Below are 26,840 nucleotides of genomic sequence, written 5' to 3'. Positions count from 1 at the left end.
CGGGGAGAGGCATCATGACCCACGAGCATTCGCAGGGCGGCCATTCTGGCCACATTCATCGCCACGATCATGCATCACCAGGCCAGGATACCGATCCGGTCTGCGGCATGACCGTCAAGCCCGACTCTCCGTATCGGGTCATTCACGCCGGACACGAATACCGGTTCTGCAGTGCGAAGTGCCAAGGCAAGTTCGAGACCGATCCGGCGCGGTATCTGGCACCGGAGACAAGTCAGCCGTCAACGGAGCCCGCACCGGTGGCCGGCACTGAGTACACCTGCCCGATGCATCCGGAGATCCGCCAGATTGGGCCCGGTACCTGCCCGAAATGCGGCATGACGCTCGAGCCGGTGATGCCGGGCCTCGACGAGGAGGACAATCCCGAGCTCGCCGACTTGCGCCGCCGCTTCTGGTGGACGCTGCCGCTGACGGTGATCGTCACCGCGATCGCCATGTCCGGTGGCGTCTTCGATCCGATGCTGGGTGCGGCGCGCCCCTGGGTCGAGCTGGCCCTGGCGACACCGGTCGTGCTCTGGTCCGGTTGGCCGTTCTTCGTGCGCTGCGCGCAGTCGATCGGCAACCGCAGCCCGAACATGTGGACGCTGATTGGACTGGGAGTTGGGGCGGCCTATCTATATAGCGTCGTCGCTACGGTTGCGCCCGAAGTGTTTCCGGCCTCTTTCCGCATGGGCGAACACGTGGCGGTGTATTTCGAGGCAGCAGCGGTGATCATCTCGCTGACGCTGCTCGGCCAGGTGCTGGAGCTGAAGGCGCGCTCGGAGACCGGCGCCGCGATCAAGGCGCTGCTCGGCCTCGCGCCCAAGACCGCGCGGCGCATTCGCGCGGATGGCACCGAAGAGGATATCCCGCTGACCCACGTCCATCCTGGCGACCGGTTGCGCATTCGTCCGGGCGAAAAGGTGCCCGTCGATGGTTCCGTTGACGAAGGCGAAAGCGCGGTCGATGAATCGATGCTGACCGGCGAGCCGATCCCGGTGACCAAGCGCCCCGGGGACAAGGTGATCGGCGCCACGCTCAACACCAGTGGAGCGCTGGTCATGGTCGCCGAGAAGATCGGCGCACAGACCATGCTGTCGCAGATCGTGCAGATGGTCGCGCAGGCTCAGCGTTCGCGCGCGCCGATGCAACGCCTGGCGGATGTCGTCGCGGGCTGGTTCGTCATCGTCGTCGTGCTCATCGCCCTCACCACGTTCGTGGTGTGGGGACTCTTCGGACCCCAGCCGAGCTGGGCCTACGGCCTCATCAACGCGGTGGCGGTGCTGATCATCGCCTGCCCCTGCGCATTGGGCCTGGCCACGCCGATGTCGGTGATGGTCGCGACCGGCAAGGCAGCCACCCAGGGCGTGCTGTTTCGCGATGCGGCGGCGATCGAGTCGCTGCGCAAGGTCGACACCCTGATCGTGGACAAGACCGGCACCCTGACCGAAGGGCGCCCCGCCTTCCATAGTGTGGTGGCGGCGCCGGGCGGGACGGAGGCCGACGTGCTTCGCATCGCAGCCAGCCTCGATCAGGGCAGCGAGCACCCACTCGCCCAGGCCATCGTGACCGAGGCCCGCGCGCGCGGTCTGGCGCTCAGCACACCGGACACCTTCGAATCCTCTTCCGGCATCGGCGTGCGCGGTACAGTCGATGGCCAACGTGTGGTTCTGGGGAACACCGCCCTGATGGACGATGAGCGCATCGATTGGCGCGGGCTCGCGGAACGCGCCGAGGCTCTGCGCCTTGAGGGCGCAAGCGTGATGTACCTCGCCGCAGAGGGCGTGCTCGTCGGCCTCATCGCCGTTGCCGACCCGATCAAGGCTTCGACCCCGGAAGCGCTCGATGCGCTGCGGGCGAGCGGGCTCAGGATCATCATGGCCACGGGCGATGGCCTCACCACGGCGCGCGCGGTCGGTGCCCGCCTGGGCATCGACGAGGTGTATGGCGAAGTGAAGCCCGCCGACAAGAACGATCTGGTCGGAAGACTGCAGGCCGAGGGGCACATCGTCGCCATGGCCGGCGACGGCATCAACGACGCGCCGGCGCTCGCGCGCGCGAATGTGGGTATCGCGATGGGCACGGGGACCGACGTCGCGATGAACAGTGCCCATCTGACTTTGGTCAAGGGTGATCTCCGGGGCATCGCCACCGCACGCAGCATCTCCGTCGCCACCGTGCGCAACATGCACCAGAACCTCGTGTTCGCCTTCCTGTACAACGCAGCGGGTGTGCCGATCGCAGCCGGGGTGCTCTATCCAGCGTTCGGGCTGCTTCTTTCACCGCTGATTGCCGCCCTGGCGATGAGCTTCAGTTCGGCGTCCGTGGTCGGCAACGCGTTGCGCCTCGGACGGAAAAGGATCTGATCGACCTCAATCCGCCCGCACGGAAAGCTGGGCAGACGAACTGCGTGACGGGTACTTCGTTCGTTGGGAGGCATGCCGGCGTCAGCGTGTCGATGTTTGCGCACAAGGAGCTGTCTCATGAAAGCCGAGACGGAAGCCGAGCCCCGTCCATCCGGTCGGGCTGAATCGAACTTAAGGGTTCGCCGCGTATTTCCGGTCTTCGTCGTACTGGCGGCCGTTCTCCTTATCGCCGAGCACCGGCTCCATGTGCTCGGCTACCTACCGTGGCTCATCTTGCTTGCGTGCCCCCTGATGCACGTCTTCATGCATCGCGGTCACGGCCACAAGAGAAAACGAACGCCGGCTGAAGACCAAGGTAACCATGATGCGTGATGCCACGGGAGATCGAGATGAGTGAGACGTCGAGTTACGGCTTGTGGTCACTGGTTATCATCAACTCGCTGTTCTTCATCGCCTTCGCATTCAGCTTCACGCGTCCCCGCACAAGCCAGGACTGGCGATCCTTGGGCGCTTACTCGGCCTTCATCCTCGCGCTCTTCACCGAGATGTACGGCTTTCCGTTGACGATCTACCTGCTCTCTGGGTGGCTGTCTTCGAAATTTCCGGGAATCGATTTTTTTGCCCACGACTCGGGGCACCTCTTGGAGGTGATGTTCGGATGGAGCAGTAACCCGCACTTCGGCCCGTTTCACCTCTTGAGCACGGTGTTCATCGTCGGTGGCTTCTGGCTCTTGGCAAAGGCCTGGCCCGTACTCCTCGAGGCTCAGCGCACCCGCCGCGTCGCCGACAGTGGCCCGTACGCACGCATTCGACACCCGCAATACGTCGCTTTCGTTCTGGTCATGTTCGGCTTTTTGCTGCAATGGCCGACCTTGATCACGCTGATCATGTTCCCGGTTCTGTTGATCGTGTACGCCAGGCTCGCCCGCCGGGAAGAACTCGATGCGATCGAGGCATTCGGTGATGCCTATCGCTCATACCGCGACCGCACGCCGGCGTTCATTCCTCGCCTGCGGTAGTTCGACGGATCGTTTGGTCCAGAGCGCCGCTTGCGAAGTAGAGGGAGATGCCGACGCGCAGATTCCTCATTGCCTGCAAGCAAGGCGCCTTTGAGTTTGGGGCACCATGCATGCGCGCGGGGCAGAGTGAGTTTGATCAATCAAACCCGCCGATCCTGAAAAAGGTCGACAGAAAAGCCCCCGGGATCGACACCGGGGGCAAGTTCATCCTGAAACGTGCGAATCAGTTACGGGTGTCGTGGCGAAGGATGCTGTCGAGACGCATGACCTCGTCGCCGTGCATCATGATCTTCTGTCCATCCTTGGTCTCCATCACTTCGCCGTGTTTCATCCTCACCGCACGGCCCATCTTGTCCTCCATGCCCATTTTCCCATCCTTGAAGATGTAGACCGTCGAGCCATCCTTCATGGGGATGGACTTTTCGACCCGCTCGACATCGACCGCGAAGGCCGATGTGGTGGCAATCCCAAGTGCCGCGACCATTAGTGCCTTCTTCAACATTTTCGCTCCTTGAATGAACCGCTGAAAATCCCATCGGGCGTCGCCGTTAGAAGTTTGCCCGATGCCTTACCCGCCTCGGTTCCTGGGGAACCTTGGTCCTATCAGGAGCCGCTGCGGTAAAGCGGGCTTTCTTCGAGATAGACAGTCACCTTGTCGCCGCCTTGGATCACCTTCGAAAGCGGAAAGCTGTTCGTGCCGATGGTGTCGAAGGTCCAGTTGACCGTCTTGTCACCGACCTTCAGGGCAACCGTCTCAAGCCGCGTGACGTTGATGTAGCGCGTGTCCGCATTGACGATCACGGTGCGGGAGGGTGTGGCGTTGCTCGCGTAGCCATACGTGGCCAGCTCTCGCTCGGTCGGGCTTGAAGCGCGTGCCTGGACATGCTCGAGCCAGTGCAACGTACCGCGTTTGGAATAGTCTTCGTGTGCGAACGCAGCGGAAGATCCAAGGCTGCTGATGGCCGAGACGGCGAGGACGGCGATGATCGACTTTTTCATGATGGCTCCTTGTCCGGTTGTCCAGATTGGCTGCTCGTGCTTGAGTAACCATGGACTCGATCATATGAGCCGACCACTGACAGGGCAGTGACCCGGCAATTACGTTTAAGTCATGAGAATGAAAGGGTACGGTCAGGGTTGGCGAGCCGGGTTTCGTCAGCCCCATGCCTTGACCGAACGGCAGACGCGCCTGCACCCAGTTGATGACTTGGGAAGGCTCACAAGACGGACGAGATAGCTCAAAACCAAACTTCCCAAGGTGATGAGTGTTGTTTGATGTTTGAACCACAACGTTCTGTTCAACCTATTACCCATCTCTGCGGCTCATCCCTCCTCGGCGACCGCGCAAACCGCATCGGGATAACGGCCATCCAGACCACACTCCCGCCCGCTGCACTCGTTGCGTCATCCCCAACCTTGGTGCCGGCAACGGAGTTGCGTCCACACGTGGGCGGGTCGATTCTCGCCAAGGCCCTGACGTTTCCGTTTGTTGCGAATTTCCCGCAACAATCCGGACTCCTGTATAAAACGGCCAACGGATCGCCGAAGGCGCCCGGCCCTCGCGAAACCGACCCGACATGACCGTGTTTGCCGCCCCCTCTCTCTTCTCGCAAAAGATCGCCCGCGTTCTGGCGAGGGGGGTGATCGGGCTGCTGATGCTCTCGCATGCGCTGATCGCGTTCTCGAGCGCGATCTCCCTGTCTCACGACCCCTTGCATGCAAGCACGCACGCGCATGCGTTTGCCGATGCAGACACAGGTCAGGACGATCATGGCCATCGCCATGATGACTTCGAGGACGAGGGCGGGCCCCACCAGCATGGGCACAATCCGGCCGATCACAGTCACGACAAGCCGAACGTGCCGCCCACGCACGCGATGGGTGTCGCACCGTTGTCCGATCAGTGGATCGCCGACGAGCGTCGACCCGCCTATCCCGCGCCCTGCGCCCTGCTCGAGCGCCCGCCAAAACGTCTCCTGATCGTTTGACCTGTCGAGTCCCGCGCGCGTGAAGCGCCGGGCTCACCCAACAAACTTCATCGGAAGACTTTCATGACCCATACCTTCCCCAGCCGGGGGCGGGCAGCCGTGCTGCCACGCTCCGGACCGCTGCTGCACGCTTTCATCGGCGTGCTGCTCTACCTGTTCCTGAGCGCTTTCGCGCACGCCCATGGCGTGACCGAGGGCGACAAGGGCTACATCCAGGAGATCTCGGGCACGCACCTGCTGCCCTTCACCTACCTTGGCGCCAAGCACATGGTCACCGGTTACGACCATCTGCTGTTCCTCGCCGGGGTGATCTTCTTCCTCTACAAGCTCAAGGACATCGCGCTCTACGTCAGCCTGTTCGCGATCGGGCACTCGGTCACCATGCTGTACGGCGTCTACGCCGGGGTGAACGTCAATGCCTACCTGATCGACGCGATCATCGGCCTGTCGGTCGTCTACAAGGCGCTCGACAACCTCGGCGCCTTCCAGCGCTGGTTCGGCGTGCAGCCGAACACAAAGGTGGCGACCCTGGTCTTCGGCCTGTTCCATGGCTTTGGCCTGGCGGCCAAGATCCAGGAGTTCGAGATCGCCCGCGATGGCCTGCTGCCCAACCTGCTGGCGTTCAATGTCGGCGTGGAGATCGGCCAGTTGCTCGCGCTCGGCGCAATCCTGATCGCGATGGGCTTCTGGCGCCGCACCGCCGGCTTCTTCCAGCACGCCTATACCGCCAACGTCGCCATGATGTGCGCCGGGTTCATGCTGATCGGCTATCAGCTCACCGGCCTGTTCGTATCCTGAGATTCCTGGAGTCATCCACCATGTACAACACCGACCTTCCCAAACGCGCCGACCTGCCGACCACCGGCAAGCTGCTGCGCTCGACCGCCCTCGCTGCCCTGATCGCCGGTGGGCTCCTCGTCACCACCGTACTGCCGGCCGAGTACGGCATCGACCCCACCGGGATCGGCCGCGCCCTGGGCCTCACGCCGATGGGCGAGATCAAGATCTCGCTCGCGGCCGAGGCCCGCGCCGACGAGCGCGTTGCCACGGAAACGGCGCCCGCACAGCCCGTAGCCGTCGCGCCTGCGGTTCGTGCCGAAGCGGCGCCTGTCCCGGCACCGGCACCTGCGCCGTTCGCGGTCGCCGCACTGCCGCCCGCAGCGGTCGCGCCCGCGCCCGCCGCCGCACGACAGGACACGGTGACCGTGACGCTCAAGCCCGGTCAGGGCGCCGAAGTCAAACTGACGATGAACAAGGACCACCGCGTTCGTTATGAGTGGGCGAGCGCCGGCGGCCCAGTGAATTTCGACACACATGGCGACCCCTACGACGCGCCGAAGGACTTCTATCACGGCTACGGCAAGGGGCGTAACGAGCTCGGCAGCAAGGGCGAACTGGTCGCGGCGTTCGACGGCAAGCATGGCTGGTTCTGGCGCAACCGCTCCGGCTACGACGTCACGGTCACGCTCAAGACCCAGGGCGAGTACGCCAGGATCGAGCGCGTGCTGTAAACGTGGTGCCCTCGCCCTGTCCGGGGCGGGGGCGTTTCCGGCTATCGTTTCCATCGGATGGCTGCCACGCCGTCCGGGCCAGGGCAATGAACAACATCCACGTGATCCATGCACTGCTCGCGGCGGCCTTGTTCGGCGCGAGCACCCCGTTTGCCAAATTGCTGGTCGGCGAGATGTCGCCCTGGCTGCTGGCCGGGCTGCTCTACCTTGGAAGCGGGCTCGGGCTGGCTGTGGCGCGCTTAATCCGCGATCGCAGCTGGACGCCCTCCGGCCTGGGCAAGCGGGAATGGCCGTGGCTGCTGGGGGCGATCTTCTTCGGCGGCGTGCTCGGCCCGCTCGCACTGATGTTCGGCCTCACGCGCACCAGCGGCTCGACCGCGTCGCTGCTGCTCAACCTCGAGGCGGTACTGACCGCCGTGATCGCGTGGGTCGTATTCAGGGAGAACGCCGACCGCCGTATCGTGCTCGGCATGCTCGCGATCGTCGCTGGCGGGGTCGTGCTGTCCTGGTCGGGTAGTGAAGAGAGCACGAACGATTGGATCGGCCCGCTCGCCATCGCCGCCGGCTGTATGTGCTGGGCAATCGACAACAACCTGACGCGGCGCGTGTCGGCCTCGGATGCGCTCTTCATCGCGGCCACGAAAGGTGCGGTGGCGGGCACGGTCAACGTCGGACTGGCGTTTGCGCTCGGCGCGAGCCTGCCGGACGGTGCGGTTCTGCTCGGCACCCTGGTCGTCGGGTTGTTCGGCTATGGCATCAGCCTGGTCCTCTTCGTGCTTGCGCTGCGCGGACTGGGGACGGCGCGCACCGGCGCCTACTTCTCGACTGCGCCGTTCATCGGCGCGGCAGTGTCGCTGGCCCTGCTGGGGGAGTCGACCTCGATCTCATTCTGGATTGCGGCAGCCCTGATGGGCTGGGGGGTGTGGTTACACCTCACCGAGCATCACGAGCACGAGCACGTGCATGAGCCGATGGAGCATGGCCATCGGCACACCCATGACGAACACCACCAGCACGAACACGACTTCGCCTGGAACAGTGACGAGTCACATGAACATTGGCACCGTCACGAGGCGCTGGTTCACAAGCACCCGCACTTTCCAGACATCCACCATCGGCACTCACATTGATTGAACGAAGCACCAACTTCGCGTCCCCAATATCTCATGCGAGGTGGCGGCTTCACTCGGTTACTTGCCGTTCGAGCCACGAAGTGCCCGACGGCTGGATTGGGTCGACTGCAGTCATTCCAAGCGGACAACGAAATTCTTGAATCTGCATACAGCGGAGACAACGACAATGACCTCGGTTGCCGTCGAATGCGCTGATGGCGTCGGCCATCTTGAGCTGAATCGCGCCGATGCGCTGAATGCGCTGGACCTGCAGTTCTGCAAGGAAATCGACGATGCGCTCCTGGCCTTGGACGCGCGCGAAGACGTGCGGGCGATCCTCATCTCCACGTCGCTGAGGCACTTCTGTGCCGGGGCGGACATCCGGGAGATGCTGGACATGAGCGCCGAACAGGCCAGGGCGACGGGGTTTGTTGGCTGCGTTTCCGCGCCACCCCGGCTCCGGAAGCCCTTGATCGTTGCCGTGAGGGGACTGGCGGCGGGTGGCGGGTGCGAGCTGGTGGAGATGTGCGACATCGTCGTGGCCGCCGCTTCGGCGCGCTTCTGCCACCCCGAGATCACGCTGGCCGCCATGCCGGGCGCGGGCGGTACGCAGCGGCTGGCGCGGGTCGTGGGCAAGCATGTCGCGATGGATCTGCTGCTCACCGGGCGCGCGCTGAGCGCGGACGAGGCGCTTGTCGCCGGCCTGGTGTCGCGCGTGGTTCCGGATGAGGCGCTCGAAGCCGCTGCCATGTCCGTCGCCCGGCTGGTGGCGTCGTACTCGAGCCCGGTCGCCTGCAGGATCAAGGCCGCGGTCAATGGGGCGCAGGTGGGGCTCGATGCCGGCCTTGCCCTGGAGCGCGAGCTGTTCCACGCGTGTTTCTCCGAGCATGACTTTCGCGAGGGGCTTGCCGCGTTCACGGAAAAGCGGAAGCCGAGATTCGAGCATCGTTGAGGGCTTGAATGCCGGCCGCCGCAGCCGGGTGACGTGGCGGAGGTGCGGCAGATCGATCATCGCAGCAAGAATCCACCGCCGGCGCCCCCCGCCCGCGCAGGTAAAATGCGCTTTTGCCCGCCCGCCCCCGATGCCCGCCTCCCCCCCGGCCCCGCGCCGCCCCGAACTGCTCGCCCCCGCCGGCACCCTCGACATGATGCGCACCGCCTTCGCCTATGGCGCGGACGCGGTCTACGCCGGCCAGCCGCGCTATTCGCTGCGCGTGCGCAACAACCACTTCGGCCAGCTCGACACGCTCGCCGCCGGCATGGCCGAGGCCCGCGCCGCCGGCAAGCTGTTCTATCTCGTCGCCAACATCTATCCGCACAACGCCAAGCTGCGCACCTTCGAGGACGACATGGCGCCGGTGATCGCGCTGCAGCCCGACGCGCTGATCATGGCCGACCCCGGGCTGATCCTGATGGTGCGCGAGCGCTGGCCCGAGCTGCCGATCCACCTCTCGGTGCAGGCCAACACTACCAACTACGCCTCGGTGCGCTTCTGGCAGTCGGTGGGGGTCAAGCGCATCATCCTGTCGCGCGAGCTGTCGCTGGACGAGGTCGCCGAGATCCGCGACGCCTGCCCGGACATGGAGCTGGAAGTCTTCGTGCACGGTGCGCTGTGCATCGCCTACTCCGGGCGCTGCCTGCTGTCGGGCTACTTCAACCACCGCGACCCCAACCAGGGCAGCTGCACCAACTCCTGCCGCTGGGACTACAAGCTGCACGAGGCCGCCGAGGACGCCGCCGGCGACGTGCAGGCCTGCGGCGGCGCGCCGATCGGCAACCCCAAGGACGCCGGCGCGGTCGGCACCGCCACCCGCAGCGCGCTCGACACCGCGCAGGGCCTCGCACTCGGCGGCGGCCCGCGCCACCTCGGCGGCAGCAAGCTGTGGCTGCTGGAAGAAGGCACCCGCCCGGGCGAGCGGATGCCGATCGAGGAAGACGAGCACGGCACCTACATCCTCAACTCGAAGGATCTGCGCGCGATCGAGCACGTGCAGCGCCTGGTCGAGATCGGCGTCGATTCGCTCAAGATCGAAGGCCGCACCAAGAGCCCCTACTACGTCGCCCGCGCCGCCCAGGGCTACCGGCGCGCGATCGACGATGCGGTGGCCGGGCGGCCCTTCGATGTACGCCTGCTCGGCGAACTCGAGGGCCTGGCCAGCCGCGGCTACACCGACGGCTTCTATCAGCGCCACTCCACCCCCGAGCAGCAGAACTACCTGCGCGGCCATTCCGAATCCGGGCGCAGCCTGCTGGTGGGCGAGGTGGTCGGCTGGGATGCCGCGCGCGGCCTGGCCGAGGTCGAGGTCAAGAACGGCTTCGGCGTCGGCGACCGGCTGGAGTTCGTACAGCCGGGCGGCAACACCGAGGCGGTGCTGGAGCGGCTGTTCGGCGCCGATGGCGAGGCGATCCAGCGTGTGCCGGGCAGCGGCCGGCGCGTCTGGCTGGCGCTGCCGGCGGATGCGGACCCGGCGCGACCCTGCTTCATCGCGCGCTTTCTGTGAAGTGCGACCACCGCCGGCCGGGCGCGGTCGTGTGTCGCCATCAAGGCGGGCTTCAACGTGGACGCGCGGTGTTCAGGAATCCTTTAACCTGAGCCCCGCCGCGGACGACGTGCCCGCATCCCCGCTTCCCCAGCCGTACATCGAAACTCACCCCCTCCCCATGATCCTGAACATCGACCTCGTTTCCGACTTCGTCTGCCCGTGGTGCTTCCTCGGCGCCGTCCGTCTCGACCGCGCGCTCGCCGAGCTGCGCGCGACGCGCCCCGACATCGAGCCGCGCATCAACTGGCTGCCCTTCTTCCTCAACCCGGACACTCCGCCCGCGGGCGAGCCCTACCGCGCCTTCCTGGAGGGCAAGTTCGGCGGCCCGGTGAAGGCCGAGGCGGTGCTGGACCAGGTGCGCGAGGCCGCCGCCGGCGACGGGCTGCAGTACGCCTTCGAGCGCATCGCCACGCGCCCGAACACGCTCGCCGCGCACCGCCTGCTCTACCGTGCCCAGGCCCACGGCCACAAGCCGGAGCGCGTGCGCGCGCTCGCCCACGCGCTGTTCGCCGCGCACTTCCAGGAGGGGCGCGACATCGGCGACCTCGACACCCTGGCCGATCTCGCCGCCGCCTGCGGCGACCGCCGCGAACTGGTGCGCGAGTGGCTGGAGCGCGGTACCGATGCCGACAAGGTGCAGCGCATGGCCGCCGGGCTGCGTCGCCAGGGCATCGAGGGCGTGCCCTTCTTCATCCTCGACCGCCGCCTCAGCCTGTCGGGCGCACAGTCCGCCGCGGTGATCGGCGCCGCGCTGCTGCAGGCGCTGGAAACCGGCAAACCGTCCTGAGGGCGGGAACGCCCGCCGCCACCGACGCGTCTGAGCAGGGACACCCTCACCGGACCCGATCGCGATGAACGCAAGCCACGAAACCCGCCACATGCTCGACGCCGCCGACCTGCGCGCGCTCGCCGAGGCGCGCGTGCTGCTCGAGCGGCCCAGCCTGGCCGCGCGCCTGAGCAGCTTCGTCGGCAGCCCGCTGGAGAAGGGCATGGCGCGCCTGCCGGCGAGCTGGCGCGAGCGCATCGGCGGGCTCGCCCACGACGCGCTGATGAAGGCGATGGACACCGCCGCGAAGACCCTGCAGCCCGCCGCCCAGCCAGCCTCTCCGCGCCTGCACAAGCTGCTCGGCTCGGTGAGCGGCGCGGGCGGCGGCGCCTTCGGGGTCGCCGGGCTGACGGTGGAGATCCCGCTGTCGACCGTGCTGATCATGCGCTCAATCCTCGACATCGCGCGCGGCGAGGGCGAGGACATCGGCAGCGCGCAGGCGAGGCTGGCCGCGCTCGAGGTGTTCGCCCTCGGCGGCAACGCGAGCAGCGACGACGCGGCCGAGGCGGGTTACTACGCCGTGCGTGCGGCCCTCGCCACCACGGTGTCGGAGGCCGCGCGCCACTTCGCGCAGAAGGGGCTGTCGAGCGAGGGCGCGCCGGCGCTGGCACGGCTGATCACGATGGTGGCGGCGCGCTACAAGGTGCAGCTCACCCAGAAGGCCGCCGGCATGCTGGTGCCCGGCATCGGCGCCGCCGCGGGGGCGACGATCAACCTGATGTTCATGGACCACTTCCAGGCCGTCAGCCGCGGCCACTTCACCGTGCGGCGGCTGGAACGCCGTTACGGCGAGGAGGCGGTGCGCGCGGCGTGGCAGGCGGTCGGACGCCCCCATCCCGGAAACCGTAGCGGTTTCCTGTAGGAGCGACGCCAGTCGCGATTCGGCCGTACGAAGACCGCGGCGCGTGGATTGCCGCCGATCGCGACTGGCGTCGCTCCTACGAAAACCGCGGCGCCGCGCTCCGGACGACCGCCCCCGGCGCAGCCCCGGTAGGAGCGACGCAAGTCGCGATTTGGCCGTGCGAGGACCGCGGCGCGTGGATTGCGGCCGATCGCGACTGGCGTCGCTCCTACGAAAACCGCAGCGCCGCGCTCCGGGACGACCGCCGCCGGCGCAGCCCCGGTAGGAGCGACGCAAGTCGCGATTTGGCCGGGCGAGGACCGCGGCGCGTGGATTGCGGCCGATCGCGACTGGCGTCGCTCCTACGAAAACCGCGGCACCGCGCTCCGGGACGACCGCCCCCGGCGCAGCCCCGGTAGGAGCGACGCCAGTCGCGATTTTGGCCGTACGAGGACCGCGGCGCGTGGATTGCGGCCGATCGCGACTGGCGTCGCTCCTACGAGAACCGCGGCACCGCGCTCCGGACGACCGCCGCCGGTGCAGCCCCGGTAGGAGCGACGCAAGTCGCGATTTGGCCGTACGAGGACCGCGGCGCTCAGCCCGCCGGCGGGTAGGCTTTGACGAACTCTTCCCAGGGCAAGGGCGGGCTGAAGTGGAAGCCTTGCGCCAGGTCGCAGCCCTGGCGGCGCAGCACGTCGAGGTGGGCGGCGGTCTCGACGCCCTCGGCGACCACGCGCAGGCCCAGGCTGTGGCCGAGCGAGACGATCGCCGAAACCAGCGCCGCGTCGCGCGTATTGCGGTCGATGCCGCGCACGAACAGGCGGTCGATCTTGAGTTCGTCGATCGGGAAGCGCTTGAGATAGGCGAGCGACGAATACCCCGTGCCGAAATCGTCGATCGCCAGGCACACGCCGAGCGCGCGCAGATGGTCGAGGCGCGCGAGCGCGCGGTCGGTGTCGTCCATCAGCATGCTTTCGGTGAGCTCCAGCGTCAGGTCGCCCGGCGTCATGCCGGTCTCGGCGAGCACGCTGCCGACCATCGCGGCGAAGCCTTCCTCGCGGAACTGGCGCGCCGAGATGTTCACCATCATGTGCAGCGGTGCGCCGCCCGCCTCGCACCAGCGCCGGTGATGCTCGCAGGCGCTGCGCAGCACCCATTCGCCGATCGGCACGATCAGGCCGGTGTCTTCGGCGAGCGGGATGAAGTCGGCCGGCGACACCAGGCCGAGGTCGGGGTGGCGCCAGCGCAGCAAGGCCTCGACCGCGACCAGTTCGCCTCCCTCGGCCTTCATCACCGGCTGGAAGTAGAGCTGCAGCTCGTCGCGCGGCAGGGCTCGGTGCAGCGCGGTCTCGAGCGCGAGGCGCTCGAGCGAGCGCGCGTTCATCGCCGGCTCGAAGAGCTGGAAGCTGTTGCGCCCCTCGTCCTTGGCGCGGTACATCGCCACGTCCGCGTGCTTGACCAGGGTGTCGGCGTCGCGCGAGTCGTCCGGGTACACGGCGACGCCCACGCTGGTCGTCACCACCAGCTCGCGGCCCTCGACATTCACCGGGCGGCGCAGCTCCGCGACCATCCTGCGCGCCATCGTCGCCGCCTCGTCGGGGCCGGACAGGTTGTTGAGCACGACGAGGAACTCGTCGCCACCCATGCGGGCGACGGTGTCGTCGTCGCGCAGGCTGGCGCGCAGGCGGGCGGCGATCTCGACCAGCAGCTTGTCGCCCACCGCGTGGCCGAGGCTGTCGTTGATGCGCTTGAAGCGGTCGAGGTCGACGAACATCACCGCCAGCCGGCAGCGCAGGCGTGCGGCGTGGGCGAGCTCGACCTGCAGGCGGTCGTCGAGCAGGCGGCGGTTGGGCAGGCCGGTGAGCGGGTCGTAATAGGCGAGGTCGCGGATGCGCGCCTCGGTCTCCTTGAGCCGGCTGATGTCGGTGAACAGCGCCGCGTAATGGGTGAGCACGCCCTCGCGGTCGCGGATCGCGGTGATGTGCAGCAGCTGCGGATACACCTCGCCGGTCTTGCGCCGGTTCCACACCTCGCCTTGCCACTGGCCGTCGCCCAGCAGGCCGTCCCACATGCGGGCGTAGAAGGCGGGGCTCTGGCGGCCGGAGTTGAGTACCGAGGGATTGAGCCCGACGACCTCTTCCGGCGCATATCCGGTCATGCGCGTGAAGGCGGGGTTCACCGAGAGGATGCGCGCGTGCGCGTCGGTGACCATCACCCCTTCGAGCGAGCTCTCGATCACCTTCTCGGCCAGGTAGAGGTCGCGCTGCGAGGCGCTCAGCGCGAGGTCGCGCGCGCGCAGGGCGTCGTGCAGCTCATGCACGTACGCCAGCTCCATGCCGCTGAGGATGTCCTTGAAGCTGACCAGGTCGACCAGTTCGCCTTCGCCGTCGAGCACGCCGATGTGGCGGATGTGGCGCTCGGCGAGCAGCATGCGCACGCGGTACAGGCTGTCGTCGGCGCGGCAGGTGACGAGCGGCCGGCTGGCGAGCTCGCCGAGCGCGCGGTCGGCCGTGCGCTGCGCCACCAGCCGGGTGACGTCGCGCTCGGTGAGGATGCCGTAGCGCCCCGCGGGCGCGGAGGCGTCCGCCGCGCCGTAATCCACCACGACCGCGTCCACCCCGCCCTCGCGCATGCGCCGCGTCGCCTCGCCCAGCCCCGCCGCCGCGGGCAGCGCGTGCAGGCCGCCCTTGACCAGCGCATCCACCCGACGCAGCTTGAGGTAGTGCTTGATGCCCTGGTTCAGCACCACGTCGGTCTGCGACACGATGCCCACGCGCCGGCCGGTCTCGTCCTCGACCACGTAGTGGCGCACGTGCTCCTCGCGGAAGCGCACGGTCAGCTCGTGCAGCGGCGTCGCCGTCGACACCACGCGCACCGGCGAGCTCATCACGGCGCGTACCGGCAGGGCGAAGGTCGTGGGGTCGTCGAAATCCACCCGCAATGCGTCGCGCTCGGTCCAGATGCCCACCACACGGTCGTCCTCGACCACCAGGATCGAGCTCACCCGGCGCTCGCTCATGCGCCGCGCGGCCTCGTGCAGGGGCTCGTCCGGGGCGCACTCGAGCAGGTTGCGGCCGATGATCTCGCCGACGCGGGTCTCGTCGTTGCCGGGCATGGAGAAGGCCTCCTCGCTCAGGAGGCGGTCGGATTCAGGACGGTTCATGGGGGACTCGGCACAGGCTTTAGATTCTGTATAACGGCTCCAGCCGACTGAAACCTGAGGCGGCTGCGCACATTGTCGCACCCGTGGCCCGGCAGGCGGACCTCGGCTAACCCGCAGGGAGGCCTTCACCCTGCGGTAACACGCCCGGCGCATGCTGGCCGAATGATCCGCGTGCTGATGGTCTCCGACGTCTTCTTTCCGCGTGTGAACGGCGTGTCCACGTCGATCGCGACCTTTCGCCGCGCGCTTGCCGCGCAGGGTGTCGAGGTGCGCCTGATCGCGCCGCGCTACGCCGGCGAGGCCGAGGAGCCCGGCATCGTGCGCGTCGCGGGGCGCCGCCTGCCGCTCGACCCCGAGGACCGCCTGGTCGATGCGCGCGCGATGCATGCCGCCGCCCTGCGCGAGGCCGCCGTCTGCGACCTGGTGCACATCCAGACCCCCTTCCTCGCCCATCGTGCCGGACTGCGCGCCGCGCGCGCCCAGGACAGGCCGGTACTGCTGACCTATCACACCTTCTTCGAGGAATACCTCCACCACTACCTGCCCTTCCTGCCCGCGGGCGTGCTGCGCGGGCTGGCGCGGCGGGTGTCGCGCACGCAGTGCAATGCGGTGGATGCGGTGGTGGTGCCCTCGACCGCGATGCACGAGCGCCTCGCCGGCTACGGCGTGCGCAGCCCGATGGAGGTCCTGCCCACCGGCATCCCGCTGCAGGACTTCGCCGCCGGCGACGGTCCGCACTTCCGCCGCCTCTACGACATCCCGGAAGATGCGCCGATGGCGCTCTACATCGGCCGCGTCGCGCACGAGAAGAACATCGGCTTCCTGCTCGAGGTCGCCACCCGGCTGAAGGCGCGCCGCCCCGACTTCGTCCTCGTGGTCGCCGGCGAGGGCCCGGCGAACGCCCGCCTGCAGCGCCAGGCGCTCGCCGCCGGGTTGGGCAGCACCGTGCGCTTCGTCGGTTATCTCGAGCGCCGTCGCCGCCTGCCCGACTGCTACGCCGCCGCCGACGTGTTCGTGTTCGCCTCGCGCACCGAGACGCAGGGCCTGGTGCTGCTCGAGGCGATGGCCGCCGGGCTGCCGGTGGTCGCGCTGTCCGCGATGGGCACCACCGACATCCTGCGCCCCGAGCGCGGCGCACGCATCGCGCCCGACCATCCCGACGGCTTCGCCGCCGTGGTCGACGTCGTGCTCGCCGACCCCCGCCTGCGTCGGCGCCTCGCCGCCGAGGCGCGGGGCTACGCCGCGGAGTGGGCCGACGGCGTGATGGCCGGGCGGCTCGCCGCGCTCTACCGCAGGCTGCTCGCCGCGCCGCAGTCTGTGCCGCCGGTGCACGCGTCGCAGGTCGTCTCCACCCGCTGAGACGCTCGGCAGGCGGCCCGGGCTTGCGCGCGCCCGTGCCTGCGCACAAGATGCGCCGATCGGACACGGAGCTGCCCATGAACACCACCACGCTCACGATCACCGGCATGCGCGACGAGGAGTGCCTGCGCCTGGTGACCAATGCCATCCAGGACCTGCCCGGCATCGGCTGGCTGGAGATCTCGCTCGCGACCGGCGCGGCCACCATCGAGCACGGCGCCTTCGTCGCCGAGGCCGACATCCACCAGGCCATCGAGGACGCCGGCTTCGGCGTGCGCTGAACACGGCGGGCACGGGAACCCGCGCGCCCGCGCACGCTCGAAGAGCGACCCCATCCGCCGGTTCGCCCCCTCTTGACGCCCACCCTCCGCAGCTTTCCCGGCGGCCTCGCCTTTGTCGACATCGAGACCACCGGCGGCCCCGCCCAACGCGAATCCATCACCGAGATCGGCATCGTCCAGGTGGATGAGGACGGCGTGCGCGAGTGGTCGACGCTGGTGCGTCCCGCGTCGCGCATCCCAGAGACCATCCAGCGCCTCACCGGCATCGACGACGACATGGTCGCCGACGCACCGCGCTTCGAGGACATCGCCGACGAGGTCTTCGACCGTCTCGACGGCCGCCTCTTCGTCGCCCACAACGCACGCTTCGACCACGGCCACCTGCGCGCCGCCTTCCGCCGCGCCGGGCTCGACATGCGGCCGCAGGTGCTGTGCACCGTCAAGCTGTCGCGCCGGCTGTTCCCCGACCACCGCCGCCACGGTCTCGACCACCTCATCGAGCGCCACGGCCTGGCGGTGGCCGACCGCCACCGTGCGCTCGGCGACGCCCGGCTGCTGTGGCAGTTCTGGCAGAAGATCCACGAACGCTTTCCGCCCGGTCACATCGATGCCGCGGTGCGCGAACTCATCGGCCACCCCAGCCTGCCCCCCCACCTCGACCCCGAGCAAATCGCCGACCTGCCCGACACGCCGGGGGTGTATCTGTTCTACGGCGAGCGCGGGGGCGAGAGCAGCCAGCTTGGGGGCAACGATGAAGCCGACGCCGAAGCCGAGGCCGATCCGCTCGGACCCGGCAGGGCGCGCACCGGCGCGCGCGACCGCAAGCGCCACGCGCCGCTGCAGGACTTGCCGCTCTACATCGGCAAGAGCACGCGGCTGCGCAGCCGGGTGTTGTCGCACTTCGCCGCCGACCACAGCAGCGACCGCGAGCTCAGCCTCTCCCAGCAGGTGCGCCGCATCGAATGGATCGCGACCGCCGGCGAGATCGGCGCGCTGCTGAAGGAAGCCGAACTGGTCAAGCGCCTGCAGCCCACCCACAACCGCCAGCTGCGCCGCAACCGCGAGCTGTGCACCTGGCGGCTCGCCACCGACATCGTCGGCGACTGGCGGCTGGAGCTGGTGCATGCGGCCGACCTCGACTTCGGCCGCCGCGACGACCTCTACGGTTTCTTCCGCACCCGCCGCGAGGCCACCAACCGGTTGCGCGCGCTCGCCCGCGACCACGCCCTGTGCCCGCCGCTGCTCGGCCTGGAGAAACCCCCGCAAGGTGCGCGCTGCTTCGACTTCCAGTTGAAGCGCTGCCGTGGCGCCTGCCACGGCGGCGAATCCCCCCAGGCCCACGCCCTGCGCCTGATCGAGGCCCTGCACGCGCTGAAGGTCGAGCACTGGACCTGGCCCGGCCCGGTCGGCCTGCGCGAGGGCGAGGCCATCCACGTCGTCGACGGCTGGCGCTGGCTCGGCACCGCCACCGACGAAGCCATGCTCGCCGACCTGCTGGAGGCCGGCCGCCCGGCCTTCGACCACGACATCTACAAGATCCTGGTCAAGGCGGTGAGGCGGCTGCCGGTGGTGCAGCTCTAAGGCGCAGCCACGCCCCCCGGGGGGCGGGGCACGAGTCGGGCGCAGCCGGCGCAGCATCCGGGATGCAAGGCGGATTCTGCAGGAGCGACGCAAGTCGCGATGGCAACGTCTGATCACCCGCCGAGACTCGTCGCAGCCGGGTGGCCGTCATCGCGACTCGCGTCGCTCCCACGGAAAACCGGCGCAGCCGGCGACGAGTGCGGTTTCGGATACGCCAGCCAGCCCGCTCCCGCGGCTGCAATCCGGCCGCGCCGGAGGTGGATGCCTCGCCGCGCGTACCGCCGGGCGCCGAACCGCGCAAGCGCTGCCCGAGTCTGCGACAATCCTGGTCGGTGCGCCTGGTTCGAGGTGCCGCAACCCCCCCCACAGCCCCCGTGGACCACGATGGACCCGACCACCCCCTACGACACGATCGGCGGCGAACCCGTACTCGCCCGCCTGTGCGACCGCTTCTACGGCCTCATGGCCGAAACCCCGCAGTTCGCCGAACTGCGCGCGCTGCACCCCGAAGACCTGCAGGGCTCCCGGGACAAGCTCTTCATGTTCCTCTCCGGCTGGCTGGGCGGGCCGGACCTCTTCGTGCAGCAGTTCGGCCACCCGCGCCTGCGCGCCCGCCACATGCCGTTCGCGATCGGCACCCGCGAGCGCGACCAGTGGGTCGCCTGCATGCTGCTGGCGATGGAGGAGGCGGGAATCGCCGAGCCGATGCGCGAGCGCCTGCTGCAGAGCTTCTTCAAGACCGCCGACTTCATGCGCAACCAGCCGGGCTGAAGCCGCCCGCGGCCGCCCGGCGCGCCCGGCCGCTCCCGGTCCTGGCGCGCCGACGATCACCGCCGCCCACCCGTACCTTATCCGGAGCCGAATTGACCACGCCCCACCCCTCCCACTCCGACGCCGTCCGGGGCCTGCTCGCCGCACTCGCCGTGGTGGTGTTCTGGTCCGGCTTCAACCTCGTGTCGCGCTTCGGCGCCACCACCAGCTTCAGCCCCTTCGACCTCGCCGCGATGCGCTACGGCGTCTCCGGCATGATCGCGCTGCCCTTCTTCCTGCGCTTCGTGCCGATGCGCGACTGGCCGCGCCATGCCGTGCTCGCCTGCGTCGGCGGGCTGGCCTACGGGCTGTGCGTGTATTGGGGCTTCGCCTTCGCGCCGAGCGCGCACGCGGGGGTTTTCGTGAACGGCGGCATCCCGTTCTGGACCATCGTGATCATGGCGGTGACGAGCGGCTTCCGCATCGCCCGCCCGACCGTGGTCGCCCTGCTGCTCTCGACCGCCGGCCTGCTGCTGATCGGCTTCGAGAGCCTGCTCGCCCCGGCGCAGGGGAGCGCCTGGATCGGCGACCTGCTCTTCCTCGCCGCCGCACTGGCGTGGGCGATCTTCGGCCTGCTGATGCGGCGCTGGCAGGTCAAGCCGCAGTTCGGCATCCTCGGCATCGCGAGCTTCTCGGCGCTGGTCTTCATGCCGATCTACCTGCTCTGGCTGCCATCCGGCATCGGCGCCGCAAGCTGGGGCGAGATCGCGCTGCAGTGCGTGTACCAGGGCGTGATCGCCTCCATGCTCGCCGCCGGCTTCTACAGCTACGCGGTGCAGAAGGTCGGCGCCGGCGAAGCCTCGATGATGCTGGCGCTGGTGCCCGCGTTTACCGCGATCGGCGCCTATCTGATCCTGGACGAGGCCCTCGGCACGACCACCATCGTCGGCATCGTGGTGGTGTCGGCCGGGGCCCTGCTCGGCGCGCTGCCGCCAGCGGCGCTGGCCCGCGTGCGCGGCTCGGGCTCGGCCCACAGCGCCCGATAGGCGCCGTCCGCGTCGTACATCGCCGCCTGCCGGTCCGGATCGAAGCGCCGCCCGCCACGCGGATCGGTGCCGCGGCCGGCGATGTAGAGCCAGTTGCCCTGGTTGCTATACACGTCGTAATCGACCAGCTGCGCCTCGAACCACGCCGCGCCGGCACGCCAGTCACAGCCGAGGTCGTGGATCAGGTAGCTGGCGACGATCTGGCGCATGCGGTTCGACAGCCAGCCGGTGGCCGCGAGCTCGCGCATGCCGGCGTCGATGAAGGGATGGCCGGTGCCGCCCACGCGCCAGGCCGCGAACGCAGCGGCGTCGTGCGCGGGCTGCGCTGCGCCTTCGTTCAGCCCGCGCGCCCGGTACAGACGGCGGCCTTGCTGCAGATGCAGGAGGCGGAAGTAGTCGCGCCACAGCAGCTCGAACCACAGCCAGTAGCTTCCGTCGCTCGGCCCCTGCTCGATCTCGTGGCGGCGCAGCGCGGCCAAGGCCACCCGCGCCGACAAGGCGCCCTGCGCCAGCCAGGGCGAGAACTTGCTGGAGAAGTCGACGCCGCTCAGCCCGTTGCGCGTCGCCTTGTAGTGCCGCGGCCGATCGCCGGCGAAATAGCGTGCCAGATGCGCGAGCGCCGCACGCTCGCCCCCGGCGAATGCCGGCTGCCACCACGGAAACGAGGCCTGTTCGCCGATTTCCACGGTGAGCGCATCGGCGGCCCCGCAGGAGCCCCCGTAGGAGCGACGCAAGTCGCGATTCCCCGGTTCCGCACGCTCCACCCCCGGCGAGCGCCCGGCGCAAGGATCGCGACCGGCCACCCCCGGCGAGCGCCCGGCGCGGAGATCGCGACTTGCGTCGCTCCTGCGGGTCGGTCGATCGAGCGGTGGCCACGGCGGCAGGGTCCGCGGCGCCGGCAGGGGCGCGGGCGGCTGCAGGCCGGCGGACTCCACTGCCTGGCGAAAGGCGGTGAACACCTTGGGCAGGCGCGCCGCCGCGAAAGGCAGCGCCGCGGGGTCGAGCAGGGTGGACTGCCATATCGCCTTCACCTTCAGCCCGGCGGCGCGTAGCGCGGCGAGCTCGTCCTCCTCCTCGGGTGCCGCGATCGCCTCGCACACCACCACGGCCGCCCCCACGGCTTCCGCGAGCGCCGGCAGCACCGCACGCGGCGCGCCGTTCAGCTGCAGCAGCGCGCTGCCGCGCGCCCGCAGGGCCGCATCCAGGTCGCCCAGCGCCGCCTCCAGGAAGGCGCGCCGATGCGGCCCGCGGCGCACGAAGCCCCAGCGCGTCGGTGCATCGGCGGAGGGGTCGTGGCAGTAAACCGGAAGCAGGCGCCCGGCGGACGCACAGGCCTCCACCAGCGCGAGGTTGTCACCCACGCGCAGATCGTTGCGAAACCAGAAGATCACCACGTCCGAAAGCATCGACACCCACCCGCAAAGCCCTCGAGGCCCGCCTGTTCTCCGCGGCCCGCCGCAAAAAGTCGTCGTTCAGCGCCCCGGCTTGCCATGCTCCCGCCGGCAGCGCTCCGAGCAAAAGCGCACCTCGTCCCACACGCGCTCCCACTTCTTCCGCCACGCGAACGGCCGCCCACACCCCGCGCATGGCTTCGTCGGCAGATCCCCCTTGCGCCGCATCCGCATCGCCTTGCCCCCTCAAAACCCCAGGTCCAGCTGTCCCGACGCCGACCCCGCCGCCGTCTTGCGCCGCCCCTGCGGCGGCTTGCGCGAGCCGTGGCGCTCGACGATGGCCGCCTTCGCCGCGCGCACCTCGGGCTGGGCGCGCAGTGCGTGGATGCGCGTCTTGGCGGCGCGCGTGGCGCTCTCCAGATCGACCACCGGCAACGCGATGTCCTCGCCGACGCGCACGCCGCAGCGCGCCTGTACCGACTCCGGCATGCGCCAGGGCTCGAACAGCCAGGTGTCCGGCACCCGCCGCAGTGCCGGCAGCCAGCGCCGCACGAACACGCCCTGCGGGTCGTGGTCGCGCGCCTGCTTGATCGGGTTGTACACCCGGGTGGTGTTGATGCCGGTGGTGCCGGACTGCATCTGCAGCTGGCTCCAGTGGATGCCGGGCTCGTAGTCGAGGAAGGCGCGCGCCAGCCACAGGCCGACCTCGCGCCAGTGCAGCCAGAGCGGGTAGGCCGCCACCGACACCAGCATCGCGCGCATGCGGAAGTTGAGCCAGCCGGTCGCGCGCAGCATCGCCACGCAGGCGTCGACCAGTGGCCAGCCGGTGCGCCCGCCCACCAGCGCGTCGAAATGCGCCTGGTTCCATTCCGGCTCGCGCAGGCCGTCGTAGCCGCGGTGCAGGTTGCGGAACTCCAGCGTCGGCTCGCTCTCCAGCTTCTGGATGAAGTGGCAGTGCCAGTACAGGCGGCTGAGGAAGGCCGCCAGGCCGGCGCGGCGGCGGTCGCCCTCGGGCAGCGCGGCGACGCGCGCGCGGGTGGCCTGCACCAGTTCGCGCAGGCTCAGGCAGCCCCAGGCCAGGTAGGGCGACAGCCGCGAGCACGCGGTGGGTGCCTTCAGCGGCGAGGAGATGCCGCCGCGGTATTGCCCGCTGCGCGCGTCGAGGAAGTCGTGCAGCACCTCCAGCGCCGCGTGCCGCCCGCCACGCTGGCGCCGGGGCGGCTCGAAGGCGTCGAGCCCGAGGGCCACGGCCGCCGGCGCACGCACGGCGGCGATCGCGCCGCGATCCGGCCAGGTCGCGCCGGCGCCCGGCTGCAGGGCAGCGGGCAACGCAACGAAGCGCAGCCGCGAGGGCTCGGGCAGCTCGACCTGCGGCGCGGCGACCTGCGCCTCCCACGCTGCCTGCCAGCGGTCGCGGTCGTCGAGCCGGCGCACCACGCCGAACTGCGCCGGCTCGTGCCAGCGCACGCCGCGCGCCCGGCACCAGCGCGCCACCGCGCGGTCGCGCGCGTAGCTCGCGGCGTTGCCGGTCTCCTCGTGCGAATGCAGGGTGTCGAAGGGCGCTGCGGCGTGCAGGCGATCGAGCACCGCGACGGCCTCGCCCACCAGCAGGTGCAGGCGACCGCCGACGCGGGCCAGCCCGGCGTGCAGCTCGCGTGCGCTTTCGAGCATGAACTCGTAGTGCTGGCGCGCGGCGTCGGGCTGCGCCCACAGCGACGGCTCGACGATCAGCACGCACAGCACCGGCCCGCGCCGCGCGGCCGTGGCCAAGGCGGCGTGATCGGCGAGGCGCAGGTCGCGCTTGAACCAGACCAGGCCGTAGCTCACGGCGCGCTCCTGCGCGTGCGTGCGCGAGCGGGACGCGTCGCGGGCGCGGTCATGCTCGACCCCGGCAGCGCATTCATGCGCGCACGCTCAGCCCGCCGCGAGGCCGTCGAGCACCCGGCGCGCGAGCGCGCGCCCGCTCAGCCAGGCGCCCTCCACGCGGCCGCCGTTGGCCCAGTCGCCGCACAGCCCCAAGGCCTGCGCGGCATCCCAGGCGCAGCCGCCGTCGAGCGCGGATTCGGTGATCGCGTAGCGCCAGCGGTGCGCCGCCCAGCCCAGCGGCATGCGCCCGCCGAGTTCCTCGAAGGCGCCGACCAGCGCCACGGCGACGCGCTCGGGCGCATCCTCGATGTGCGCCTCGCTCCACTCCGCGCTCGCGTGCAGCGACCAGGTCTCCAGCCCGTCCCGCCCCGGCTTGGAGCGGTCGCGCGCGACCCAGCGCAGCGGCCCGCGATTGACGAAGGCGGCGTCGAAATCCACCGCCAGGGGGGCATCGAAGCGCGCCATCAGCGCCCAGCAGGCCTGCATCCGCGCCGCCTGCGCCGTCGCGGCGAGCGCCGGCGACAAGGGCAGCAGCAGCGGCACCGCCTGCGGCGAGGGCACCGCGAGCAGCACGCCGTCGAAGGCCTCGGGCAGCATCCCGCGCTCGGCGGTGGCGATCTCCCAGCCGTGCGGGTAGCGCTGCAGCGCACTCACCGTCAGCTGCACGCGCAGGTCCAGGCCTCGCGCCAGGTGGCGGGCGGGCGCGGTCATGCGCGGCGTGCCGACGAAGCGCGCCTCCTCGCCGTGCACGCCGCGGCGGCCGTCGCTGTCGAACACGGTGAGGCGCGCCGGCCACGGCGCCGCCACCCCCGCCGCCTGCCAGGCTGCGAGTTCCTCGATGAAGTCCGGGTGGCGCGCGGTGAAGTATTGCGCGCCGTGGTCGCAGGCCCAGCCCTCGCCGCGGCGGGTGCTGGTGCGCCCGCCCGGGCCGCGACTCTTGTCGAGGACAGTGACGCGGACTCCGGAGTCGGCGAGGCTGCGCGCGCAGGCCAGGCCGGCAATCCCGGCGCCGATGATTGCAAGGTGTGGATTGGCGTTCATGGGCGATCCGGGAGGAAGGGGGGAGTTGGACACGAGCTTGAATATACTCTTTTTGTCCTGGACAAAATAGGATTGGCTTCATAAGATGAACTCAAGCGCGGGGCGTGCATGGCCAAGGCGCGCAATCCGACTCCGAGCCTCCGTTGGCGGCGCAGGGCCGGCCACGGCGCCCACCCCGGACTCCGCTCTGTCCCTCCGCCCCCAAGCCTGCCCTTCTTCCTCCCCCGCGAGCCGCGATCATGAACGTCCTGCTTCCCGACTCCGTCCGCCGCACCGCCAACCGGCTCGGCTACGCCGGCCTGATCCCCTTCGTGGTGCTCGCCCCCGCCAGCCTGCTCGACGCCCACCATGGCATCACCTGGAGCGACGCGCTGTTCGCCTACGGGGCCGTGATCCTCAGTTTCGTGTGCGCGCTGCACTGGGGCTTCGCGATGGCGCTGCCCGGGTTGGACGAACGTACTCGCGTGCGCAGCCTGCTGTGGAGCGTGGTGCCTTCGCTGATTGCCTGGCCGGCGCTGCTGCTGGTGCCGTCGGACGCCGCGGTGCTGCTGGTGCTCGGCTTCGTGTTGCACTACGTGCAGGACCGCCGTCTGGCCCGCGTGGCCGGTCTGCCCGAGTGGTATCTGCCGCTGCGCCTGCGCCTCACCACCGTCGCCTGCATCGCGCTGATCAGCGGCGCCTTCGTGCAATGGCCGTACTGAAGTCTGCACCTGCCCACCCGAGCCCGGCCCGAATCTCCACCGAGGAGCACGCCATGAACACCGCCGCCAGCGCCATCGACCCGAGCATTCCCGTCGCGGATGCCGCGCGCAGCGCCGTGGTACCGGGCGGCCGCCTGTCCCGTCTTGCCCGCCTGGGCAGTCTCGCCACCGGGGTGGCGGGCGGCATGCTCGCCGAGGGTGCGCGCCAGCTCGCCGCCGGCAAACGACCCAAGGTGAGCGAGCTGGTGCTCACCCCGGCCAACGCCCGCCGCGTCGCCGAACAGCTCGCGCAGCTGCGCGGTGCGGCGATGAAGGTCGGCCAGCTGATGTCGATGGACGCCGGCAGCCTGCTGCCGCCCGAACTCGCCGACATCCTCGCCCGCCTGCGCGAGGACGCGCGCACGATGCCGATGAGCCAGGTGGTCGAGGTGCTGGAGACGCACTGGGGCAAGGGCTGGGAGCAGGGCTTCGAGCGCTTTTCCTTCACCCCGTGCGCGGCGGCCTCGATCGGCCAGGTGCATCGCGCGCGCACCCGCGATGGCGAGGAACTGGCGATCAAGCTGCAATATCCCGGCGTGCGGCGCAGCATCGACAGCGACGTGGACAACGTCGCCACCCTGCTGCGCGTCTCCGGGCTGCTGCCCAAGGCGCTCGATCTCGCGCCGCTGCTCGCCGAGGCCAAGCGCCAGCTCCACGAGGAGGCCGACTACCGTCGCGAGGCCGAGAGCCTGCACCGCTTCGGCGGCCTGCTCGGCGATGCGGAACACTTCGTGCTGCCGCGCGCGGTCGATGCGCTCACCCGCAGCGACATCCTGGCGATGAGCTGGGTGGAGGGCGTGGCGGTGGAGACGCTCGCCGACCCGCAGGCGGCCGACCAGGCGCTGCGCGACCGCGTGGCGAGCCTCTTGATCGGCCTGCTGTTCCGCGAGCTGTTCGAGTTCCGCCTCATCCAGACCGACCCCAACTTCGCCAACTACCGCTTCGACGCCGCCAGCGGCCGTGTGGTCCTGCTCGACTTCGGCGCCACCCGGCCCTACGCCGAGCCGGTGGTCGAGGCCTACCGCCGCCTGATGGCGGGCTCGGTGCGTGGCGACCGCGTCACGATGGGCGAGGCGGCGCAGGCGATCGGCTACTTCCAGGACAATATCCATGCCCATCAGCGCGATGCGGTGATCGACCTCTTCGAGATCGCTTGCGAGCCGGTGCGCCACCCCGGCGCCTACGATTTCGGTACCAGCGACCTGCCGCTGCGCCTGCGCGATGCCGGGCTGAAGCTGAGCATGGAGCGCGACTTCTGGCACACCCCGCCCGCCGATGCGCTCTTCCTGCACCGCAAGCTCGGCGGCCTGTACCTGCTCGCGGCGCGGCTGCGCGCGCGCGTGGACGTGGCGGCGCTGGCGGCGCCCTGGCTGGGCTGAAGAGGCGCCGGCGCCCCGCGGCCCGCGCCGCGCAACCATT

At 69.6% G+C, this 26,840-nt stretch carries 24 protein-coding genes and 1 pseudogene; 18 read left to right on the top strand and 7 right to left on the bottom strand.

All coding sequences use genetic code 11. The features are described from left to right. The first annotated feature begins 14 nt into the window (after nt 1–14). The 3 genes from TMZ1T_RS19250 (at nt 15) to TMZ1T_RS19240 (ending at nt 3,382) form a co-directional block, all read left to right on the top strand. On the top strand, nt 15–2,363 hold the full coding sequence (locus TMZ1T_RS19250; RefSeq protein WP_012586263.1) for a heavy metal translocating P-type ATPase: 2,349 nt from the start codon (nt 15–17) through the stop codon (nt 2,361–2,363). Nucleotides 2,364–2,480: 117 nt separating this feature from the next. Next, nucleotides 2,481–2,735, top strand: a complete 255-nt coding sequence (locus TMZ1T_RS19245) for a DUF2933 domain-containing protein (RefSeq protein WP_004265702.1) — start codon at nt 2,481–2,483, stop codon at nt 2,733–2,735. Nucleotides 2,736–2,752: 17 nt separating this feature from the next. Further along, on the top strand, nt 2,753–3,382 hold the full coding sequence (locus TMZ1T_RS19240) for a methyltransferase family protein (RefSeq protein WP_012586262.1): 630 nt from the start codon (nt 2,753–2,755) through the stop codon (nt 3,380–3,382). 223 nt (nt 3,383–3,605) lie between these two features. On the opposite strand, the gene copK is transcribed toward TMZ1T_RS19240, so the two are convergent. Together copK and TMZ1T_RS19230 are read right to left on the bottom strand one after the other, a co-directional pair. Next, nucleotides 3,606–3,884 carry a periplasmic Cu(I)/Cu(II)-binding protein CopK gene (gene copK, locus TMZ1T_RS19235; RefSeq protein ID WP_004265708.1) on the bottom strand — a complete coding sequence of 93 codons (279 nt, stop codon included), beginning with the start codon at nt 3,882–3,884 and terminating at the stop codon, nt 3,606–3,608. A gap of 101 nt (nt 3,885–3,985) precedes the next feature. After that, complete coding sequence (locus TMZ1T_RS19230) at nt 3,986–4,381, bottom strand: CzcE family metal-binding protein (protein ID WP_012586261.1); 396 nt, start codon at nt 4,379–4,381, stop codon at nt 3,986–3,988. Between the two features lie 578 nt (nt 4,382–4,959). On the opposite strand from TMZ1T_RS19230, the gene TMZ1T_RS19225 reads away from it, so the two are divergent. From TMZ1T_RS19225 to TMZ1T_RS19190, 8 genes are all read left to right on the top strand, one after another. Continuing rightward, nucleotides 4,960–5,370: a hypothetical protein gene (locus tag TMZ1T_RS19225; RefSeq protein ID WP_012586260.1), complete on the top strand. Its 411-nt coding sequence runs from the start codon at nt 4,960–4,962 to the stop codon at nt 5,368–5,370. A gap of 63 nt (nt 5,371–5,433) precedes the next feature. Beyond that, nucleotides 5,434–6,168 carry a HupE/UreJ family protein gene (locus TMZ1T_RS19220; RefSeq protein ID WP_012586259.1) on the top strand — a complete coding sequence of 245 codons (735 nt, stop codon included), beginning with the start codon at nt 5,434–5,436 and terminating at the stop codon, nt 6,166–6,168. Nucleotides 6,169–6,188: 20 nt separating this feature from the next. Continuing rightward, nucleotides 6,189–6,881 carry a hypothetical protein gene (locus tag TMZ1T_RS19215; RefSeq protein WP_012586258.1) on the top strand — a complete coding sequence of 231 codons (693 nt, stop codon included), beginning with the start codon at nt 6,189–6,191 and terminating at the stop codon, nt 6,879–6,881. An 86-nt stretch (nt 6,882–6,967) separates the two neighbouring features. Next, complete coding sequence (locus tag TMZ1T_RS19210) at nt 6,968–8,011, top strand: DMT family transporter (RefSeq protein ID WP_012586257.1); 1,044 nt, start codon at nt 6,968–6,970, stop codon at nt 8,009–8,011. A gap of 169 nt (nt 8,012–8,180) precedes the next feature. Further along, entirely contained in the window at nt 8,181–8,945 is a 765-nt protein-coding gene (locus tag TMZ1T_RS19205; protein WP_012586256.1) for an enoyl-CoA hydratase-related protein, read from the top strand. 130 nt (nt 8,946–9,075) lie between these two features. Next, nucleotides 9,076–10,494 (top strand): prephenate-dependent tRNA uridine(34) hydroxylase TrhP, encoded by a 1,419-nt coding sequence (gene trhP, locus TMZ1T_RS19200; protein ID WP_012586255.1) that lies wholly within the window; start codon nt 9,076–9,078, stop codon nt 10,492–10,494. A gap of 160 nt (nt 10,495–10,654) precedes the next feature. Continuing rightward, entirely contained in the window at nt 10,655–11,323 is a 669-nt protein-coding gene (locus TMZ1T_RS19195) for a DsbA family oxidoreductase (protein ID WP_012586254.1), read from the top strand. A 64-nt stretch (nt 11,324–11,387) separates the two neighbouring features. After that, a complete protein-coding gene (locus TMZ1T_RS19190) occupies nt 11,388–12,224 on the top strand; it encodes an EcsC family protein (protein ID WP_004316752.1) in 837 nt (278 codons plus the stop codon). 574 nt (nt 12,225–12,798) lie between these two features. Here TMZ1T_RS19190 and TMZ1T_RS19185 read toward each other — a convergent pair. Next, a complete protein-coding gene (locus tag TMZ1T_RS19185; RefSeq protein ID WP_012586253.1) occupies nt 12,799–15,366 on the bottom strand; it encodes an EAL domain-containing protein in 2,568 nt (855 codons plus the stop codon). A 162-nt stretch (nt 15,367–15,528) separates the two neighbouring features. On the opposite strand from TMZ1T_RS19185, the gene TMZ1T_RS19180 reads away from it, so the two are divergent. From TMZ1T_RS19180 to TMZ1T_RS20765, 5 genes are all read left to right on the top strand, one after another. Further along, a complete protein-coding gene (locus TMZ1T_RS19180) occupies nt 15,529–16,725 on the top strand; it encodes a glycosyltransferase (protein ID WP_012586252.1) in 1,197 nt (398 codons plus the stop codon). Nucleotides 16,726–16,802: 77 nt separating this feature from the next. Further along, complete coding sequence (locus TMZ1T_RS19175; protein WP_004316756.1) at nt 16,803–17,006, top strand: heavy-metal-associated domain-containing protein; 204 nt, start codon at nt 16,803–16,805, stop codon at nt 17,004–17,006. A 72-nt stretch (nt 17,007–17,078) separates the two neighbouring features. Then, nucleotides 17,079–18,587 (top strand): 3'-5' exonuclease family protein, encoded by a 1,509-nt coding sequence (locus tag TMZ1T_RS19170; protein ID WP_012586251.1) that lies wholly within the window; start codon nt 17,079–17,081, stop codon nt 18,585–18,587. Nucleotides 18,588–18,971: 384 nt separating this feature from the next. Beyond that, nucleotides 18,972–19,358, top strand: coding sequence for a group II truncated hemoglobin (locus tag TMZ1T_RS19165; RefSeq protein WP_004316760.1), 387 nt, complete (start codon nt 18,972–18,974; stop codon nt 19,356–19,358). A 92-nt stretch (nt 19,359–19,450) separates the two neighbouring features. Next, nucleotides 19,451–20,383, top strand: coding sequence for a DMT family transporter (locus TMZ1T_RS20765; protein ID WP_012586250.1), 933 nt, complete (start codon nt 19,451–19,453; stop codon nt 20,381–20,383). Nucleotides 20,384–20,421: 38 nt separating this feature from the next. Here TMZ1T_RS20765 and TMZ1T_RS19155 read toward each other — a convergent pair. From TMZ1T_RS19155 to TMZ1T_RS19145, 4 genes and pseudogenes are all read right to left on the bottom strand, one after another. After that, nucleotides 20,422–21,789: pseudogene (locus TMZ1T_RS19155) on the bottom strand (DASH family cryptochrome); the annotation flags it as partial. A gap of 66 nt (nt 21,790–21,855) precedes the next feature. Further along, on the bottom strand, nt 21,856–22,002 hold the full coding sequence (locus TMZ1T_RS20760) for a DUF2256 domain-containing protein (protein WP_169316034.1): 147 nt from the start codon (nt 22,000–22,002) through the stop codon (nt 21,856–21,858). 18 nt (nt 22,003–22,020) lie between these two features. Next, nucleotides 22,021–23,601 (bottom strand): cryptochrome/deoxyribodipyrimidine photo-lyase family protein, encoded by a 1,581-nt coding sequence (locus tag TMZ1T_RS19150; RefSeq protein ID WP_012586248.1) that lies wholly within the window; start codon nt 23,599–23,601, stop codon nt 22,021–22,023. Nucleotides 23,602–23,688: 87 nt separating this feature from the next. Further along, complete coding sequence (locus TMZ1T_RS19145; RefSeq protein WP_004325689.1) at nt 23,689–24,681, bottom strand: NAD(P)/FAD-dependent oxidoreductase; 993 nt, start codon at nt 24,679–24,681, stop codon at nt 23,689–23,691. 239 nt (nt 24,682–24,920) lie between these two features. On the opposite strand from TMZ1T_RS19145, the gene TMZ1T_RS19140 reads away from it, so the two are divergent. Both TMZ1T_RS19140 and TMZ1T_RS19135 read left to right on the top strand, forming a co-directional pair. Further along, nucleotides 24,921–25,382, top strand: coding sequence for a DUF3429 domain-containing protein (locus tag TMZ1T_RS19140; protein WP_012586247.1), 462 nt, complete (start codon nt 24,921–24,923; stop codon nt 25,380–25,382). 53 nt (nt 25,383–25,435) lie between these two features. Further along, nucleotides 25,436–26,800: an ABC1 kinase family protein gene (locus TMZ1T_RS19135; RefSeq protein WP_012586246.1), complete on the top strand. Its 1,365-nt coding sequence runs from the start codon at nt 25,436–25,438 to the stop codon at nt 26,798–26,800. The last annotated feature ends 40 nt before the right edge of the window (nt 26,801–26,840 follow it).

Source organism: Thauera aminoaromatica, from assembly GCF_000021765.1.
In the GTDB taxonomy this organism is placed as follows: Bacteria; Pseudomonadota; Gammaproteobacteria; order Burkholderiales; family Rhodocyclaceae; genus Thauera; species Thauera aminoaromatica.
This window is presented reverse-complemented; position numbering and strand designations above follow the sequence as displayed.

Excerpts from the sequence above, each read along its gene's own strand:
- TMZ1T_RS19225 (WP_012586260.1), top strand. The coding sequence starts at position 4,960 with ATGACCGTGTTTGCCGCCCCCTCTCTCTTCTCGCAAAAGATCGCCCGC.
- TMZ1T_RS19220 (WP_012586259.1), top strand. The coding sequence starts at position 5,434 with ATGACCCATACCTTCCCCAGCCGGGGGCGGGCAGCCGTGCTGCCACGC.
- copK (WP_004265708.1), bottom strand. The coding sequence starts at position 3,884 with ATGTTGAAGAAGGCACTAATGGTCGCGGCACTTGGGATTGCCACCACA.
- TMZ1T_RS19140 (WP_012586247.1), top strand. The coding sequence starts at position 24,921 with ATGAACGTCCTGCTTCCCGACTCCGTCCGCCGCACCGCCAACCGGCTC.
- TMZ1T_RS19190 (WP_004316752.1), top strand. The coding sequence starts at position 11,388 with ATGAACGCAAGCCACGAAACCCGCCACATGCTCGACGCCGCCGACCTG.
- TMZ1T_RS19195 (WP_012586254.1), top strand. The coding sequence starts at position 10,655 with ATGATCCTGAACATCGACCTCGTTTCCGACTTCGTCTGCCCGTGGTGC.
- TMZ1T_RS19145 (WP_004325689.1), bottom strand. The coding sequence starts at position 24,681 with ATGAACGCCAATCCACACCTTGCAATCATCGGCGCCGGGATTGCCGGC.
- TMZ1T_RS19180 (WP_012586252.1), top strand. The coding sequence starts at position 15,529 with ATGATCCGCGTGCTGATGGTCTCCGACGTCTTCTTTCCGCGTGTGAAC.
- TMZ1T_RS19210 (WP_012586257.1), top strand. The coding sequence starts at position 6,968 with ATGAACAACATCCACGTGATCCATGCACTGCTCGCGGCGGCCTTGTTC.
- TMZ1T_RS19205 (WP_012586256.1), top strand. The coding sequence starts at position 8,181 with ATGACCTCGGTTGCCGTCGAATGCGCTGATGGCGTCGGCCATCTTGAG.
- TMZ1T_RS19135 (WP_012586246.1), top strand. The coding sequence starts at position 25,436 with ATGAACACCGCCGCCAGCGCCATCGACCCGAGCATTCCCGTCGCGGAT.
- TMZ1T_RS19240 (WP_012586262.1), top strand. The coding sequence starts at position 2,753 with ATGAGTGAGACGTCGAGTTACGGCTTGTGGTCACTGGTTATCATCAAC.
- TMZ1T_RS19250 (WP_012586263.1), top strand. The coding sequence starts at position 15 with ATGACCCACGAGCATTCGCAGGGCGGCCATTCTGGCCACATTCATCGC.
- TMZ1T_RS19245 (WP_004265702.1), top strand. The coding sequence starts at position 2,481 with ATGAAAGCCGAGACGGAAGCCGAGCCCCGTCCATCCGGTCGGGCTGAA.
- trhP (WP_012586255.1), top strand. The coding sequence starts at position 9,076 with ATGCCCGCCTCCCCCCCGGCCCCGCGCCGCCCCGAACTGCTCGCCCCC.
- TMZ1T_RS19215 (WP_012586258.1), top strand. The coding sequence starts at position 6,189 with ATGTACAACACCGACCTTCCCAAACGCGCCGACCTGCCGACCACCGGC.
- TMZ1T_RS19230 (WP_012586261.1), bottom strand. The coding sequence starts at position 4,381 with ATGAAAAAGTCGATCATCGCCGTCCTCGCCGTCTCGGCCATCAGCAGC.
- TMZ1T_RS19175 (WP_004316756.1), top strand. The coding sequence starts at position 16,803 with ATGAACACCACCACGCTCACGATCACCGGCATGCGCGACGAGGAGTGC.
- TMZ1T_RS19185 (WP_012586253.1), bottom strand. The coding sequence starts at position 15,366 with ATGAACCGTCCTGAATCCGACCGCCTCCTGAGCGAGGAGGCCTTCTCC.
- TMZ1T_RS20760 (WP_169316034.1), bottom strand. The coding sequence starts at position 22,002 with ATGCGGCGCAAGGGGGATCTGCCGACGAAGCCATGCGCGGGGTGTGGG.
- TMZ1T_RS19165 (WP_004316760.1), top strand. The coding sequence starts at position 18,972 with ATGGACCCGACCACCCCCTACGACACGATCGGCGGCGAACCCGTACTC.